15 protein-coding genes are annotated in these 13,166 nt (G+C 69.6%); 4 read left to right on the top strand and 11 right to left on the bottom strand.

The window, feature by feature from the left end; all coding sequences use genetic code 11:
• Positions 1-10: 10 nt before the first annotated feature.
• Positions 11-634, top strand: a complete 624-nt coding sequence (gene upp / locus D0C15_RS04875) for a uracil phosphoribosyltransferase (protein ID WP_091673942.1) — start codon at positions 11-13, stop codon at positions 632-634.
• An 8-nt stretch (positions 635-642) separates the two neighbouring features.
• Here upp and D0C15_RS04870 read toward each other — a convergent pair whose 3' ends face one another.
• On the bottom strand, positions 643-1,236 hold the full coding sequence (locus tag D0C15_RS04870) for a TetR/AcrR family transcriptional regulator (RefSeq protein WP_116041157.1): 594 nt from the start codon (positions 1,234-1,236) through the stop codon (positions 643-645).
• A gap of 92 nt (positions 1,237-1,328) precedes the next feature.
• Between D0C15_RS04870 and D0C15_RS04865 the strand changes: the two genes are divergently transcribed.
• Positions 1,329-1,733, top strand: a complete 405-nt coding sequence (locus D0C15_RS04865; RefSeq protein WP_116041156.1) for a MerR family transcriptional regulator — start codon at positions 1,329-1,331, stop codon at positions 1,731-1,733.
• A gap of 20 nt (positions 1,734-1,753) precedes the next feature.
• Entirely contained in the window at positions 1,754-2,755 is a 1,002-nt protein-coding gene (locus D0C15_RS04860) for an aldo/keto reductase (RefSeq protein WP_116041154.1), read from the top strand.
• A 106-nt stretch (positions 2,756-2,861) separates the two neighbouring features.
• On the opposite strand, the gene hisS is transcribed toward D0C15_RS04860, so the two are convergent.
• From hisS to D0C15_RS04810, 10 genes are all read right to left on the bottom strand, one after another.
• Positions 2,862-4,154 (bottom strand): histidine--tRNA ligase, encoded by a 1,293-nt coding sequence (gene hisS / locus D0C15_RS04855; RefSeq protein WP_116041439.1) that lies wholly within the window; start codon positions 4,152-4,154, stop codon positions 2,862-2,864.
• Between the two features lie 52 nt (positions 4,155-4,206).
• Positions 4,207-5,718 carry an MFS transporter gene (locus tag D0C15_RS04850; protein ID WP_116041152.1) on the bottom strand — a complete coding sequence of 504 codons (1,512 nt, stop codon included), beginning with the start codon at positions 5,716-5,718 and terminating at the stop codon, positions 4,207-4,209.
• The gene (locus tag D0C15_RS04845; RefSeq protein WP_116041437.1) at positions 5,715-6,419 is read right to left on the bottom strand and encodes an LppX_LprAFG lipoprotein; all 705 of its coding nucleotides are present in this window, start codon (positions 6,417-6,419) and stop codon (positions 5,715-5,717) included. The genes D0C15_RS04850 and D0C15_RS04845 overlap by 4 nt, the downstream gene beginning before the upstream one ends.
• A gap of 38 nt (positions 6,420-6,457) precedes the next feature.
• Positions 6,458-7,240 carry a D-Ala-D-Ala carboxypeptidase family metallohydrolase gene (locus D0C15_RS04840; RefSeq protein WP_116041150.1) on the bottom strand — a complete coding sequence of 261 codons (783 nt, stop codon included), beginning with the start codon at positions 7,238-7,240 and terminating at the stop codon, positions 6,458-6,460.
• A gap of 109 nt (positions 7,241-7,349) precedes the next feature.
• On the bottom strand, positions 7,350-7,802 hold the full coding sequence (locus tag D0C15_RS04835; RefSeq protein WP_116041149.1) for a flavodoxin family protein: 453 nt from the start codon (positions 7,800-7,802) through the stop codon (positions 7,350-7,352).
• Positions 7,803-7,903: 101 nt separating this feature from the next.
• Entirely contained in the window at positions 7,904-9,517 is a 1,614-nt protein-coding gene (locus tag D0C15_RS04830; RefSeq protein ID WP_116041147.1) for a phospho-sugar mutase, read from the bottom strand.
• A 414-nt stretch (positions 9,518-9,931) separates the two neighbouring features.
• Positions 9,932-10,159, bottom strand: a complete 228-nt coding sequence (locus tag D0C15_RS04825) for a hypothetical protein (protein WP_116041145.1) — start codon at positions 10,157-10,159, stop codon at positions 9,932-9,934.
• 6 nt (positions 10,160-10,165) lie between these two features.
• The gene (locus tag D0C15_RS04820) at positions 10,166-10,972 is read right to left on the bottom strand and encodes a purine-nucleoside phosphorylase (protein ID WP_116041143.1); all 807 of its coding nucleotides are present in this window, start codon (positions 10,970-10,972) and stop codon (positions 10,166-10,168) included.
• A 9-nt stretch (positions 10,973-10,981) separates the two neighbouring features.
• Complete coding sequence (locus tag D0C15_RS04815; protein WP_116041141.1) at positions 10,982-11,443, bottom strand: ABA4-like family protein; 462 nt, start codon at positions 11,441-11,443, stop codon at positions 10,982-10,984.
• Entirely contained in the window at positions 11,440-12,453 is a 1,014-nt protein-coding gene (locus D0C15_RS04810) for a hypothetical protein (protein WP_116041139.1), read from the bottom strand. Before D0C15_RS04810 ends, D0C15_RS04815 begins: the two co-directional genes overlap by 4 nt.
• An 86-nt stretch (positions 12,454-12,539) precedes the next feature.
• On the opposite strand from D0C15_RS04810, the gene D0C15_RS04805 reads away from it, so the two are divergent.
• The coding region (locus tag D0C15_RS04805; RefSeq protein ID WP_342768546.1) for a MerR family transcriptional regulator at positions 12,540-13,166 on the top strand (627 nt) is incomplete at its 3' end.

Raw genomic sequence — 13,166 nt, 5'->3', positions numbered from 1 at the left:
GTGGTCCGCTATGGATGTGCACGTAGTCGATCACCCGCTGGCGAAGGCCAGGCTCTCCACCATGCGCGATGCGCGGACTGACAGCGCGGCCTTCCGGGCGGCACTGCACGAGCTGACCGTGATGCTGGTGTACGAAGCCACCCGCGACTTCCCGGTACGCACCGAGCGCATCCACACGCCGGTGGCACTCACCGACGCCTACCGGCTGGCGACGCCGCCGCTGCTGGTGCCGGTGCTGCGGGCGGGTCTCGGTATGGCCGACCAGGCGCACAAGCTGATCCCGGACGCTCGGATGGGCTTCGTCGGCCTGGCCCGAGACGAGGAGACGTTGCAGCCGACGCCCTACATGGAGTCGCTGCCGGACAGCCTCGCCGACCAGCCGGTGATGGTCCTCGACCCGATGCTGGCGACCGGCGGCTCGATGGAGTTCACCATCCGGCTGCTGGTGGAGCGCGGTGCCACCGACGTCACGGCGGTGTGCGCGCTCGCGGCCCCTGAGGGGATCGAGCTGCTGCGCGAGTCCGGCCTGCCGCTGCGGGTGGTGACCGCGAGCATCGACGAGCGGCTCAACGACTCCGGCTTCATCGTTCCCGGCCTCGGCGACGCGGGCGACCGCCAGTACGGCGCGCGTTAGGGGCACCGTCACTCGCGCAGCCAGCCCCGGGCGTTGGCGCGCAGCGCCGTTTCGTACGCACCGGACGCGCTGAACTCCGGGGGCAGGTTGCCGTTGAGTTCCAGTGAGACGAGTCCGTGCGTGAAACCCCAGCAGCTCACGGCGATCAGCTCGGCGGGGTGGTCGGCGAGCACGCCTCGCGCGAGGCCGTCCCGGACGATCTCCAGCAGGGGGTCGAGGGTCGAGGCGGCCAGCTTCCCCGCCTCCTCGTTGGGCTCGAAGCCGGGAACCGCCTTGGTGAACATGATCGAGTACAGGTGCGGGTCGGCCTTCGCGCTGATGCGATAGACCTTGCCGAGTTCGATCAGGTCCTCGATGGTGTCGCCGGTGCGGGCCACCGTGCACATCCGGCCCGCGAACCGCCGGAACCCCTCCAGGAAGAGTGCGTTCACCAGGTCCGGCTTACTGCCGAACAGCGAGTACACGGCGGTGGTGGAGGTATCCACGTCCGCGGCCAGCTTCCGCAGGCTCAGTGCCTTCGGGCCCTCGGCGGAGAGCAGTTCCCCGGCACGGTCGAGCAGCCGCAGTCGCAACGCCTCGTCGTGAATCTTGGGTCGGGCCATCGGGTCAGGGTATCGCGACGCTGTTACCGAACGAATCACCCCGAAAAGTTCGCGTTTGACCTGGAGCGCACTCCAGGTCGTACTGTCGGTTCATGAGCTACTCGATAGCGGAAGCCGCGCGACGTAGCGGACTGTCGATCGACACTCTCCGGTACTACGAACGCATCCAGTTGCTGGAGCCACCCGACCGGGACGCCGCGGGCCGCAGGGCCTACTCGGACACCGACCTGGTGTGGCTGGAGTTCCTGACGAAACTGCGCACTACCGGCATGCCCATCCGGCGCATGCGCGAGTACGCCTCTCTGCGCAGGCTCGGCACTGCCAGCGCGGGCAGGCGCAAGGCGATCCTGCAGGAACAGCGGGTCGCCGTATTGGAACGAATCGCCGAGCTCCGGTCCTGTTTGGACGTACTGGAGTACAAGATCGACAACTACGAGAAGATCGAATGCGCGATGGCCGACGTGCTCAGCAACGAGCCGCAAGGGGTGTCGGCGTGAGCGCCAACGAGGGGACAGGCATGGGCGAGCAGGAAGTGCGGGCGCGCAGGCTCGGGGAGCTGGAGGTCAGCGCACAGGGCCTCGGCTGCATGGGGATGAGCGAGTTCTACGGCGAGACCGACGACGCCGAATCCGCCGCCACGATTCACCGTGCACTGGAGCTCGGCGTGACGCTGCTGGACACGGCGGACATGTATGGCTTCGGGCGTAACGAGGAGCTGGTCGGCCGCGCGATCGCCGGCCGGAGGGACCTGGTGGTACTGGCCACCAAGTTCGGCATCGTGCGAGACGAGAACGACCCGTCGGCACGCTGTGTCCGGGGGGACGCCGCCTACGTGCGTCAGGCCGCCGAGGCGTCCCTGCGCAGGCTTGGCGTCGACCACATCGACCTCTACTACCAGCACCGGGTGGATCCGGACGTCCCGATCGAGGAGACGGTCAGCGCGATGGCCGAGCTGGTCGCCGAGGGCAAGGTGCGCCACCTCGGGCTCTCCGAGGCGGGCGCCGAGACCATCCGCAAGGCGCGCAGCGTGCACCCGATCGCCGCCGTGCAGACCGAGTGGTCCCTGTGGTCACGCGAAATCGAGGACGAGGTCGTGCCCACCTGCCGCGAACTCGGGATCGGCCTGGTGCCGTACTCCCCGCTCGGACGCGGATTCCTCACCGGCCGGTTCACCTCCCGCGCCGACTTCGGTGACGGCGACTACCGGCAGGAGGTCCAGCCGCGCATGGCCGAGGGCAACCTGGAACGCAACCTGGCGATCGTCGAGGCGCTGCGCGAACTCGCCGGACGCAAGGGCGTCACCGCAGGGCAGCTGGCACTCGCCTGGGTGCAGCACCGGGGCGCCGACGTGGTGCCGATCCCCGGCACGAAGCGACGCAAGTACCTGGAGGAGAACGTCGCGGCGACCGGCGTCGAACTGTCCGCGGCCGAACTCGCCGAGATCGAGACCGCGGTACCCGCCGAGGTCGTGGCGGGTGCGCGCTACCCCGAGGCGGCGATGAAGCTGGTCGGCCGGTAGCCCGCCGGCTCGCACTTTCCCGGGAAAGCGCGATACCCCGCGCGCGCAACCACCGCGCTTTCTCGGGAAAGCGCGACGCCTGGGTGGGTGAGGGGCGCGCTTGGGCCTACGGGGCGAGTAGGTCGGCGACGGCGCTCGCGGCGGCGTCGACGGAGACCTGCTGCTGGTCACGGGTGGCGAGGCTGCGCACGGTCACGTTGCCGTGCTCCCAGTCCTCCTGCCCGACGATCACCACGGCCCGCGCCCCCGCCTTGTCGGCGCGGCCGAGTTCCTTGCCGAGTTTGCGCGGCTCCAGCGGCACCGAGGTACGCAGGCCCGCGCCGCGCAGCTTCGTCGCCACCGTCCGCGCCGCGTCCTCGAGATCCTCGGACACCGGGATCACCACGACGTCCACCTCGGCGCGCGGTGCGGGCGCGAGGCCGTGGGTCTGCAGGAAGTCGATCAGGGTCACATCACCCATGCCGAAGCCGATACCCGGGATCTGCTGTGCGGTGAACAGCCCCGCGAGGTCGCTGTAGCGGCCGCCGCCGAAGAGCGCGCGGTTGTTCTCCGGCGAGGTGTCGAAGACCTCGAACACCGTCGAGGTGTAGTAGGCGAGGCCACGCACGATCAGCGGGTCGAACCGCACGAGCCCGCCGGACCCGCTGGCCAGCATGCGGACCAGGTTGGAGCTCTCCTTGACCGGCTCTGGCAGCTCGTCCAGCAGGGCCGTCCCCGCGCCGAGTACCTCGGCGAGGCGGTCGAACTGCTTTCCGGTCAGCCCGATCTCCTCGGCTGTCTCGGCCAGTTTCTCGCGGTCCTGCTTCTCCCACCGGTCGACCAGCGAGAACACCGGCGACAGCTGCTCGCCGGTCACCCCCACCAGGTCGGTAAGCGCGGAGGACAACAGTGTGCGGTCGTTTGCCCGCACCACGAACATGTCCTCCGTCGCGCCGAGCCCGCGCAGCATGTCGTGGATGAGTTCGAAGATCTCGATCTCGCAGTTCGCGCTCTCCGAACCGAAGATGTCGGCGTTGATCTGCCAGTGCTCACGCACCCGGCCCCGCTGCGGCCGCTCGTAGCGGTGGCAGTTCGGGTGGCTGTACCAGCGCACCGGGAACTGCAGCGAGCCCGCGTTGCCCGCGATCATCCGTGCCACCGACGGGGTCATCTCCGGGCGCAGTGCCAGCCTGCGCCCGCCCCGGTCGGTCAGCGTGTAGAGCTGCTGGTCGGCGATCTCCTGGCCGGACTTGGCCTCGTAGATCTCGGCGGACTCCAGGACCGGGCCGTCGTAGCGCTGGAAGCCGTAGCGTTCCAGCACCTCGTAGAGCGTGCCGAACACCTGGGTGCGGACGGACATCTCCGGGGGCAGAAAGTCCCGCGTTCCCCGGTAGGGCGTTGTCGGCAGAAATTCGGGCACGGCGAGTAGGTCCTCTGGGTCCTCGATGAGCGGCGAGCGTGGTCCGTCCAGCCTATCGGCCACGCCTCGCGGGGATGAACAGGGAGGTCAGCGCGCCCACCACACAGACAACGGCGGTGATCAGGAAGATCTCGGTGTACTGGGTGAGCAGCGCCGCGCGTACCGCCTCCGTGTAAGCGGACAGCGCCGCGTCGAATGCCGCCTGGTCCGGGTAGAGCATCGGCAGCGGGGTCCGCAGGCCGGCGGTCATGTCGTGGAACCGGTGCAGCCCCCACGCCGACAGCGCCGCGACCCCGACCAGCATCCCGGTCATCCTGGCGACCACCACACCGGCCGAGGCGATCCCGTGCTGGTCCGAGGGCACGACCCGGAGCACGGCCGCCGACAGCGGGGCGATCACCAGGCCAAGGCCGATGCCCACGATCGCGAGGTCGGTGTCGAGCCGGGGCAGTGACAGCGCGCCGAGGTCGTGCCGTGCCGCGAGCACGTCGAGCGGCCAGCCGGACATGAGCAGGTAACCCGCGGCGGCGACGAGCAGACCGCCGAAGGCCACCCAGCGTTCGCCGATCCGCGACGCGAGCAGCCCGCCCAGCAGCGCGCCGACCGGCAGCGCGATCAGGAACCGCAACAGCAGTGCCACGCTGCCCCGGTCGTCCCGGCCGAGCAGGGTCTGGGCGAACAGGTCGACGTCCACCAGGGTGACCATGAGCGCCGCTCCCGCAGCGGCGCTGGCACCCAGTGCGGCCAGGAAGGGGGTCATCCGGACGCCGGTGGTGTCGATCAGCTTCGTCCGTGCCCTTCGTTCCCAGAGCAGGAACGCGACGAGCGCGATCACCGCGCAGGCCAGCAGCGGCAGTCCCCACGACGGCAGCACCTGACCGCGCGGGTCGGGGTTGTACAGCCCGATCACGACCAGGCCGAGCACCACCGCGAGCAACCCGCCGCCGACGACGTCGATTCTGCCCCGGTCACTCGCACGCCGGCCGGCCGAAGGGACCGCCCAGGACACGGCGATCATCGCGAGTACGGCCAGCGGCACGTTGATCCAGAACACTCCGCGCCAGCCCGCTACAGCGGCGAGCGCGATGCCGTACACCGGGCCGAGCACGCTGCCGAGTTCCTGCGCCGCGCCGACGGCGCCGAGCACGGTGGCCCTGCGGTGTTCGGCCCACAGGTCGGCCACCAGCGCCATCGTCACCGGCAGCAGCGCTCCGCTGGCCACGCCGAGCACCACCCGGCCGGTCACCAGCACCAGCAGATCCGTGGACAGCGCGGTGATCACCGAACCGGCGAGGAACCCGCCGAGGCACACCTGGAGCAGCAGTTTGCGCCCGAACCGGTCGGACGCCTGCCCGAGCAGCGGCATCGCGGCCACGTACCCGAGCAGGTAGCCGGTGACGATGGGGGTGACCTGTTCGAGCCGGTTCACCGGGATCCGCAGGTCTTCGATGATCTGCCGGAGCAGTCCGATCACCACGTAGGTGTCGAGCGCGCCGAGCAGGACGGCGAGGCCGCCCGCCCCGATGGCGACGGAGCGGCCCCGGCGTGACGCGGTGAACGTCACGCCGGTGGCGTCACGGTTACCGGCTTGTCCACATCGGACAGCACTACGTCCACAGTGGCCGGCTCGCCGCCCTCACCCGGCAGTGCGACCGAGGCCTTCACCGGCAGGTGCTCGCCCTCGGTGCGCAACCAGAAGGTGATGTCCCCGCCGGAGGGTGCTCCGGGCAGCAGACCGGCGAGCACGTCCTTGCTCACCGTGCCGGTGACCTTGTACGTCTGGACGCCGTCCACCTCTTCCTGGGCCTTGGTCACCGGGTTCTGCACGCTGCGCAGGACCTTGGAGACGCCGCGTTCGGGGTCCAGGACAGCGGACGGGTCGTACACGCCTGCCCCGAGCGCGGCAGGCAGTTTCTGGAAGCCGCCGGTCGGTCCCTTGATGTACAGGTTGTCCTCCGCGAGCACGAACTCCACCTCGACGAGCTGGCCACCGAGGGCCACCTTGCCGGTGCCCCGCGCCGCACCCGATGGGCCGCCCTCCGTGGTGAGGTCGCCCTCCAGGTTCTGCACGCTCAGGCCAGGCACACTGCCATTGACCTGCAGCGCGAAGTGCGCGCTGGTGATGTTCGCGGTCGCGGTGGCCGCCTGGTCGAGCAGGCCGGGCGCATCGGGCAGCGGCCCGTCCTGCGCCTCGTCGGAGGTGCAGCCTGCGGTGGCCGCGATGGCGAGCGCGAACGCCCCGAGCAGTATCCGGCGCGAGATCATGAGTGCATCGTAGAGCTGTGCGGGCCGGCCGCGGATGTTCAGGTCACCACGCCGCTTTCCCACCACCAGGACTGGCTGCCGTAGGGGTATTCCACGCGGCTGTCGGCGTGCTGCCAGCTCACGGTGTAGCGCTCGAGGCCGGAGAAGCCGGAGCTCTCGCAGGCGACGTAGAAGGTGCGGGTGGAGACGCCGGAGGAGACGAAGTCGGCGGCGATGCCGTAGAGGTGCTGGCTGTTCGACGCACCGCCCACGTTGGAGTTGTGCGAGATCGAGCGGAATCCGGAGTTGATGGTCATCGGCTTGTTGCCGACCTTCTTGCGTACCGCCTCGAGTTTGTACATGAGCCTGCGCACGTTGGCCTTCACCGTGCTCGCGCCCACCTTGCCGCCGGAGAAGCCGGAGCCGTCCTTGGAGTAGAACTCGGAGAAGTTGAAATGCGCCGTGGAGCCGTCGGAGTCCTCCAACGCGTTGAGCTTGCTGTGGGTGCTGCTCGCCGCGACACCGTTGGCGGTCAGGCCGTAGGCACGCTGGAAGCGCTTGAGTGCCGCCTCGGTGCCCGGCCCGAACTGCCCGTCCACGGCGACGTAGGTCTTGCGCGGGGAGTCGGCTGCCCAGCCCGCGATCCGGATCTGGAGTTCGGTGACGTCGGCGCCGCTGTCCCCGGCTCGCAGGGTGCGGGTCCAGTTGTAGGCGTGCGCTGTGCCCACGGTCAGCAGGCCGAGCCCGGCGGCGACGGGCACGACCGCGGCCGTGCGGAGGAAGGCCCGGCGGCCGTGGCTTGCCGGTGGTCGCTCGGAGTCGCGGGGTGAGGGGGACGGCATGGTTCGGCTCCCATCCGATCGAGGTGAACGCTTGACCAGATGCTTGCTGCCCCGGTGACCTGGTGGCAATGCCGTTCGGCAGTTTGGGAAAACGTTAGAACAGGGGCGGTCAGGCCATCAGGCCCGCGGCGATGGTGGCACCCAGTTCCCAGCAGGCCGCCAGATCGTCCTTGCTCGGATCGCCGGTGATCGTGACTCCGGCCGCGGACTGTTCCCAGCCGAGTCCGGTGGTGATGGCCTCGATACCGCGGATGGTGCCCGCCACGTCGCTGTTGCCGTGCACGAAGAAGCCGTAGGGCCTGCCCTTCGTCGCGTCGAGGCAGGGGTAGTAGATCTGGTCGAAGAAGTGCTTCAGCGCTCCGGACATGTAACCGAGGTTGGCCGGGGTGCCGAGGAGGTAGCCGTCGGCCTCCAGCACGTCCGGCACCGTCGTGGCCAGTGCCGCACGCCGGATGACCCGCACGCCCTCGATCTCCGGGTCGGTCGCGCCGGAGACGACGGCCTCGAACATCGCCTGCATGCTCGGCGACGGTGTGTGGTGCACGATGAGCAAGGTGGACACGTCTGGCGAGCCTGCCGTGCCCGGCCCTGTGGGGCAACCCGGGCGGGCCGATCCGACGGCCCGGCCCCGGCCGGACGTGCGGGCTCTGGTGGGCGCGTCGCCTAACCGCCCATGCCGAACAGCGCGTGCACCTCGGCGCGCAGCGTCGTCAGTCGCTCGTTCGCGTGCCTGCGTGCCGGTGCGAGTCCGGTTTCGTCCGCTACCGGCTCGGTGACCTCGAGATACGCCTTCAGCTTGGGCTCGGTACCCGACGGCCGGATCACCACTCGTGCTCCGGTTCCGCTCAGCCGGAGGACGTCGGCCTCCGGCAGGAGGTCCTCCGAGGTGACCGGTCGTCCTGCCAGTTCCGCCGGCGGGTTCCCGCGGAGATCGGCCATCAGCCTGTCGATCCGGCCGAGGTCGGTGACCCGGAGCGAGATCTGGTCGGTCAGGTGCACACCGTGCTGGACGGCCAGTGTGTCGAGCGCGTCGAGCAGGGTTTCGCCCCGCGCCTTCAGCGTCGCGGCGAGATCGCAGGAGAGGACGGCGGCGGCGATGCCGTCCTTGTCCCGCACGAAGCCCGGGTTCACGCACAGTCCCAGCGCTTCCTCGTAGGCGAAGACCAGGCCCTCCCCGGCGCGGGAGAGCCACTTGAATCCGGTCAGCGTCTGCGCGAACCGTGACCCGTGGGCCGTCGCGATGTCCGCCAGCATCGAAGAGGACACGATGGTGGTGGCGACGAGCGGGTCGGGCACGACCGCACGGTCCACAGTGGACAAGATGTGCTCGCCGAGGAGCACTCCCGCCTCGTCGCCCCGCAGCATCCGCCAGCTGCCGCCGGGTCCCGCGACGCCGAGAGCGCACCGGTCCGCGTCGGGGTCCAGTGCGATCGCGAGATCGGCCCGCACCTCGGCGGCCAGCGCCAGCAGCAGGTCGGCCGCACCCGGCTCCTCGGGATTGGGAAAGGACACGGTGGGGAAGTCCGGATCGGGCTCGGACTGCTGGGCCACCAGGTGGACGTCGGTGAATCCGGCCTCGTGCAGTGCCGCGCGCAGCACTTCGGCGCCGACGCCGTGCAGTGCGGTCGCGGCTATCCGCAGGCCACGCTCCGGACCGCGCGGGAGCGCGGACACCCGCGACAGGTAGGTCCGCACGAGGTCCTCGCCGAGGACGGTGGCGCCCTGCGCGCGGGGCACGCTCACCGCGGCGGGTGCCGCGGCGATGGCGGCCTCGATCTCGCCGTCGGCGGGCGGCACGATCTGGATGCCCGTTTCGTCGTACAATTTGTAGCCGTTGTCGGCAGGCGGGTTGTGTGACGCGGTGATCTGGATTGCCGCCGCTGCCTCCAGATGCGGGGCCGCGAACGCCAGTACCGGGGTCGGCAGGGGGCGGGGCAGCACCCGGACGTCAAACCCGGCCGCCGTGAGCACGTCGGCTGCCGCCGCGGCGAAGGCTGCCGAGCCGTACCGGGCGTCGCGCCCAACCACCACGGTCGCTCCGGCGTGCCCGTGCCGGTCCAGCCAGGCGGCGACGCCCGCGGTGGTGCGAATGACGACCGCGAGGTTCATTCCGTTGGATCCCGCGCGAACCGGGCCCCGCAGACCGGCGGTACCGAACTCCAGCGGTCCCGCCATGCGGTCGGCGAGGTCGGCGATCGCGGCTTCCTCGCCGCCCATCGCGCGGGCGAGTACTGACTGCAGTTCGGTCCGTGCTTCTGGATCGGCGTCGTCGGCCATCCAGCGGAAGGTCCTGTCACGGAGTTCGGGAGTGAGTCTGGCCGCAGTCGTCACGCCGGTCAGCCTACGTGCAGCCTGCGTGCAGCCACTGTCATACACGTACGGCTTCTGTGCGTCGGCGTTGTACGGAATTGACAACCCGGATCAGCCGATGACTTCGCGGCGGCCGCACGCGCACTTTCGACACGATTTCTCGGTCGCCAGCTTTGCTTCTGTCCATGGAAATGGCCCCTGACCGAGTGGTCATTTTGTGAGGCAGATAACACACTTTCGGTGCGCACGGCTCTTGATTCGGGTCGAGCACCCGAACGGGGTATTGTCGTCGGCCGACAATTTCGAGACCTTGTACTTACCGGCCGGTAGGTGGCTCGTTCGCAATTCGGAAATGGTGCGCGTCCCCTGTCGCGAGCCATTTCAGATCCATGCTGTTTCCGCTTTTCTGAGGCCCTCGGTATCTGGGGAAACCACCGGGCCCTTCGACACGGAGGTCGAGATGAATCGAAATTCGCGCTTGGGTACCCGGATCTGGTTGCGCCCGGAGATCAGCGACGTACCGATCACCTCGACGGTCCCGGCCTCGCCGGTCGGCCGTCCTGCTCGCTGATCCGGAACCGCTGTGGCCGGCGCGTCCGCGCCGGCCACAGCGACTCACGCGCGCGTGACGAGTTCGCGCAACAGTGTGCCCATCCGTTCGGCGGCTGCCCTGCCGGCTTCGATGACCTCTTCGTGGTTCAGTGGCTCACCGGTCATACCCGCAGCGAGGTTGGTGACCAGCGACAGGCCGAACACCTCGACGCCAGCGGCCCTGGCCGCGATGGCCTCCAGCACGGTCGACATACCGACCAGATCCGCACCGAGCGTGCGCAGCATCCGAATCTCGGCAGGGGTCTCGAAATGCGGCCCCGGCAGTCCCGCGTACACACCCTCGGCGAGTGAGGGGTCGATCTCCTTCGCGATCCTGCGCAGCCTGTCGGAGTACAGATCGACGAGGTCCACGAAGTTCGCGCCGGTGATCGGCGACGTGGAGGTCATGTTCAGGTGATCGGCGACGATCACCGGCTGGCCGACCTGAAAGCCCTCCCTGAGGCCGCCCGCCGCGTTGGTCAGCAGTACCGAGCGCACACCGGCCGCGGCCGCGGTGCGGACCGCGTGTACGACCCCGGCCACACCCTTGCCCTCGTAGAGGTGAGTCCGGCCGAGCAGGACCAGCGCTCGTTTTCCACCAACGTCGACGGAGCGGACGGTGCCGCCGTGGCCGACCGCGCTCGGCGTCTCGAAACCGGGCAGCTCGCCCAGCGGGACCTCGGCGGAGGCCTCGCCGATGATGTCGGCGGCGGGGCGCCAGCCGGAGCCGAGTACGACGGCGACGTCGTGGGTGGGAAAGCCGGTCCGCTCGGCCAGGGTGGCGGCCGCGGCGGTGGCGAGTTCGTCGGGATTCTCAGCGTGTTCGCTCACGGCGGCAGCCTACGGGTGCACGGCCTCGCTCGTGTCCGACGGCGTGCGGTCGCCGCGTCCCGCGATCGAGCGGGCCAGCAGATACGCGAGCATGCCGAACGGTGACAGCAGGATCGTGACCACCAGGATCGGTGCGAGCACCAGGTGCGGGACACCACGCTGCCTCGCGTCGCCGTACATCCAGCGCCCGACGAGCAGGTCGTAGCCGACCAGGTGTGCCCAGAGCCCCGCTGCTCCCTCCGGTGTGCCGAGGAACGCGCGCAGCGTCTCGAGGTCGGGGCGGCTCATCACCGCCCAGAGGTCACCGATGTCCGGGATCATCAGCACCGCGTAGACCGCGAGGGGGAGGGCGGCGATCCAGGGTGAGGCCACGATCCTGCGCGTCCACGACCAGCCGGGTGCGAAGATCATCGCTGCCCAGAACGGGACGACCAGATAGAACGTGATGCCGAACAGGAATGCGGTACTCATCGTGCGGTGACCTCCTCGGTCGGGATCGCCTCGGCGGGGTTGCCTGCGGATTTCGTCGGGGAGCCGCGCAGGGCCAGCGCTGCGGCGGCCGCGATCGCGACGAGCAGGGCCGCGAACGCGGCCAGGGTCCAGCCGTCCGGGCGGATCAACGGCTGGCCGCGCAGGGCCTGCCAGGTCACGAGTGCGACCAGGCCCGCGTAACCGGTCGCGGCGATTCGGATCAGCCGGAGCCGCACCGGCTCGTGGAGCAGAGCAGACCTGGCGGCCAGCGCCGCGAGCACCATCGCCACCAGCGGAAGTACCTGCAGTGCGTGCATGCCGATGAAGTGCGGGATGCGCAGGTCGCCGCCTTCGGTGCTCCAGTTGACGAAGAGGATTCCCTGGCCGCCGTCGGGCACTCCGACGCTGTGCGCGCCGATCGTCGTGCGCACTACGTCGTCCCGCTCTCCAGTGGCGATCTGTTCGGCTGTCGGAGAGAGCATCAGTCCGCCGAGGCCGAGTCCCACGGCGGAGATCGCCATACCGAGTCGTACTGCCGAGGCCGTGACTCGATCGCCGTAGCGTCCGGCGAGCAGGAGTGCGGCGAGGACGAAATGGCCGACCAGGAGCACGGAGATCGTCCCGCCCATCAGCTGGTAGACCAGGTCGTCGAACGTGGTCTCCACGTTGAAGTGGCTGCGTCTGCCCCGGACCACCTGCCCGACGATCGCGACCATCTCCACGATCCCGGCGACGGCGATCGCCGTTCCGGCCCACCAGCCCCAGCGGCGGGCGCGGCGCTGGAAGGTGAGCATCCAGGCCCAGGTGACCGCGTAGAGGACGAAGGAGATCGAGAACTTGAGTGGTTTGGCCCAGGCCGGTGCGCCCGCGATGATCCGGTCGTCCACGACCAGGCCCACCGCTGCCACCACGGTCAGTGCGGCCATCGTCGCGGCGAAGAGCATCAGCGGGCCGTGCCAGCGCAGGGCCCTCCTGCCGAGTTCGAGTGCTGCGGTCACGGCTACCCCCATGAATAGATAGTGAGACTTTCTATTACGGAAAGCTAGACTATCTATTCTGAGAGATTCACAGGAAGAGCCGGAGGTGGCGCATGCGGATGGCCGAGTTGAGCGGCGAGTCCGGGGTGCCGGTCGCGACGATCAAGTACTACCTGCGGGAGCGGTTGCTTCCGCCGGGCGAACGGACCAGTCCCAACCAGGCGCGATACACCGAAGGCCACCTGCGCAGGCTGCGGCTGGTGCGAGCGCTGATGGACGTAGGTGGACTGTCCCTCACCCAGGTCAGGGACGTGCTCGAGGCGCTCGACGAGCCGGATCCGGACCCGCACCACGTGCTGGGCGTCGCTCAGCGCGGAATCACCCCGGCCAGGGAGCAGCCCGACGAGGAGGCCAGGGAGTGGGCGATGGACCGCGTGCGTGTCATTGCCGAGGGCCGCGGCTGGGAGTTCGAGCCGGACAAGCCGCCGGTCGCCGCGCTGGTGTCGGTGTTCTGCAGGTTCCGGGAACTGGGCCACGAGGACCTGCTGAGCAGGCTCGACGGCTACGCGGAAGTCGCCGACCGGATTGCCGAGATCGATCTCGCCGCCGTGCTGGACCTGCCGCGGGAGGAGATGGTCGAGAGCGCCGTCGTTGGCACGGTGCTGGGTGATGCGATGCTCGCCGCCCTGCGCAGGCTCGCCCAGCAGCACGCCTCATCCCGCGCGCTCAGCACAACCACCCCACCC

The sequence above is a fragment of the Amycolatopsis palatopharyngis genome, from assembly GCF_003385185.1.
Lineage (GTDB): Bacteria > Actinomycetota > Actinomycetes > Mycobacteriales > Pseudonocardiaceae > Amycolatopsis > Amycolatopsis palatopharyngis.
This window is presented reverse-complemented; position numbering and strand designations above follow the sequence as displayed.

What these genes read in the sequence shown, in the direction of transcription:
- D0C15_RS04865 (WP_116041156.1), top strand. Translation starts at nt 1,329, where the DNA reads ATGAGCTACTCGATAGCGGAAGCCGCGCGACGTAGCGGACTGTCGATC.
- D0C15_RS04815 (WP_116041141.1), bottom strand. Translation starts at nt 11,443, where the DNA reads ATGAGTACCGCATTCCTGTTCGGCATCACGTTCTATCTGGTCGTCCCG.
- D0C15_RS04870 (WP_116041157.1), bottom strand. Translation starts at nt 1,236, where the DNA reads ATGGCCCGACCCAAGATTCACGACGAGGCGTTGCGACTGCGGCTGCTC.
- D0C15_RS04860 (WP_116041154.1), top strand. Translation starts at nt 1,754, where the DNA reads ATGGGCGAGCAGGAAGTGCGGGCGCGCAGGCTCGGGGAGCTGGAGGTC.
- D0C15_RS04810 (WP_116041139.1), bottom strand. Translation starts at nt 12,453, where the DNA reads ATGGGGGTAGCCGTGACCGCAGCACTCGAACTCGGCAGGAGGGCCCTG.
- D0C15_RS04845 (WP_116041437.1), bottom strand. Translation starts at nt 6,419, where the DNA reads ATGATCTCGCGCCGGATACTGCTCGGGGCGTTCGCGCTCGCCATCGCG.
- upp (WP_091673942.1), top strand. Translation starts at nt 11, where the DNA reads ATGGATGTGCACGTAGTCGATCACCCGCTGGCGAAGGCCAGGCTCTCC.
- D0C15_RS04840 (WP_116041150.1), bottom strand. Translation starts at nt 7,240, where the DNA reads ATGCCGTCCCCCTCACCCCGCGACTCCGAGCGACCACCGGCAAGCCAC.
- D0C15_RS04830 (WP_116041147.1), bottom strand. Translation starts at nt 9,517, where the DNA reads ATGGCCGACGACGCCGATCCAGAAGCACGGACCGAACTGCAGTCAGTA.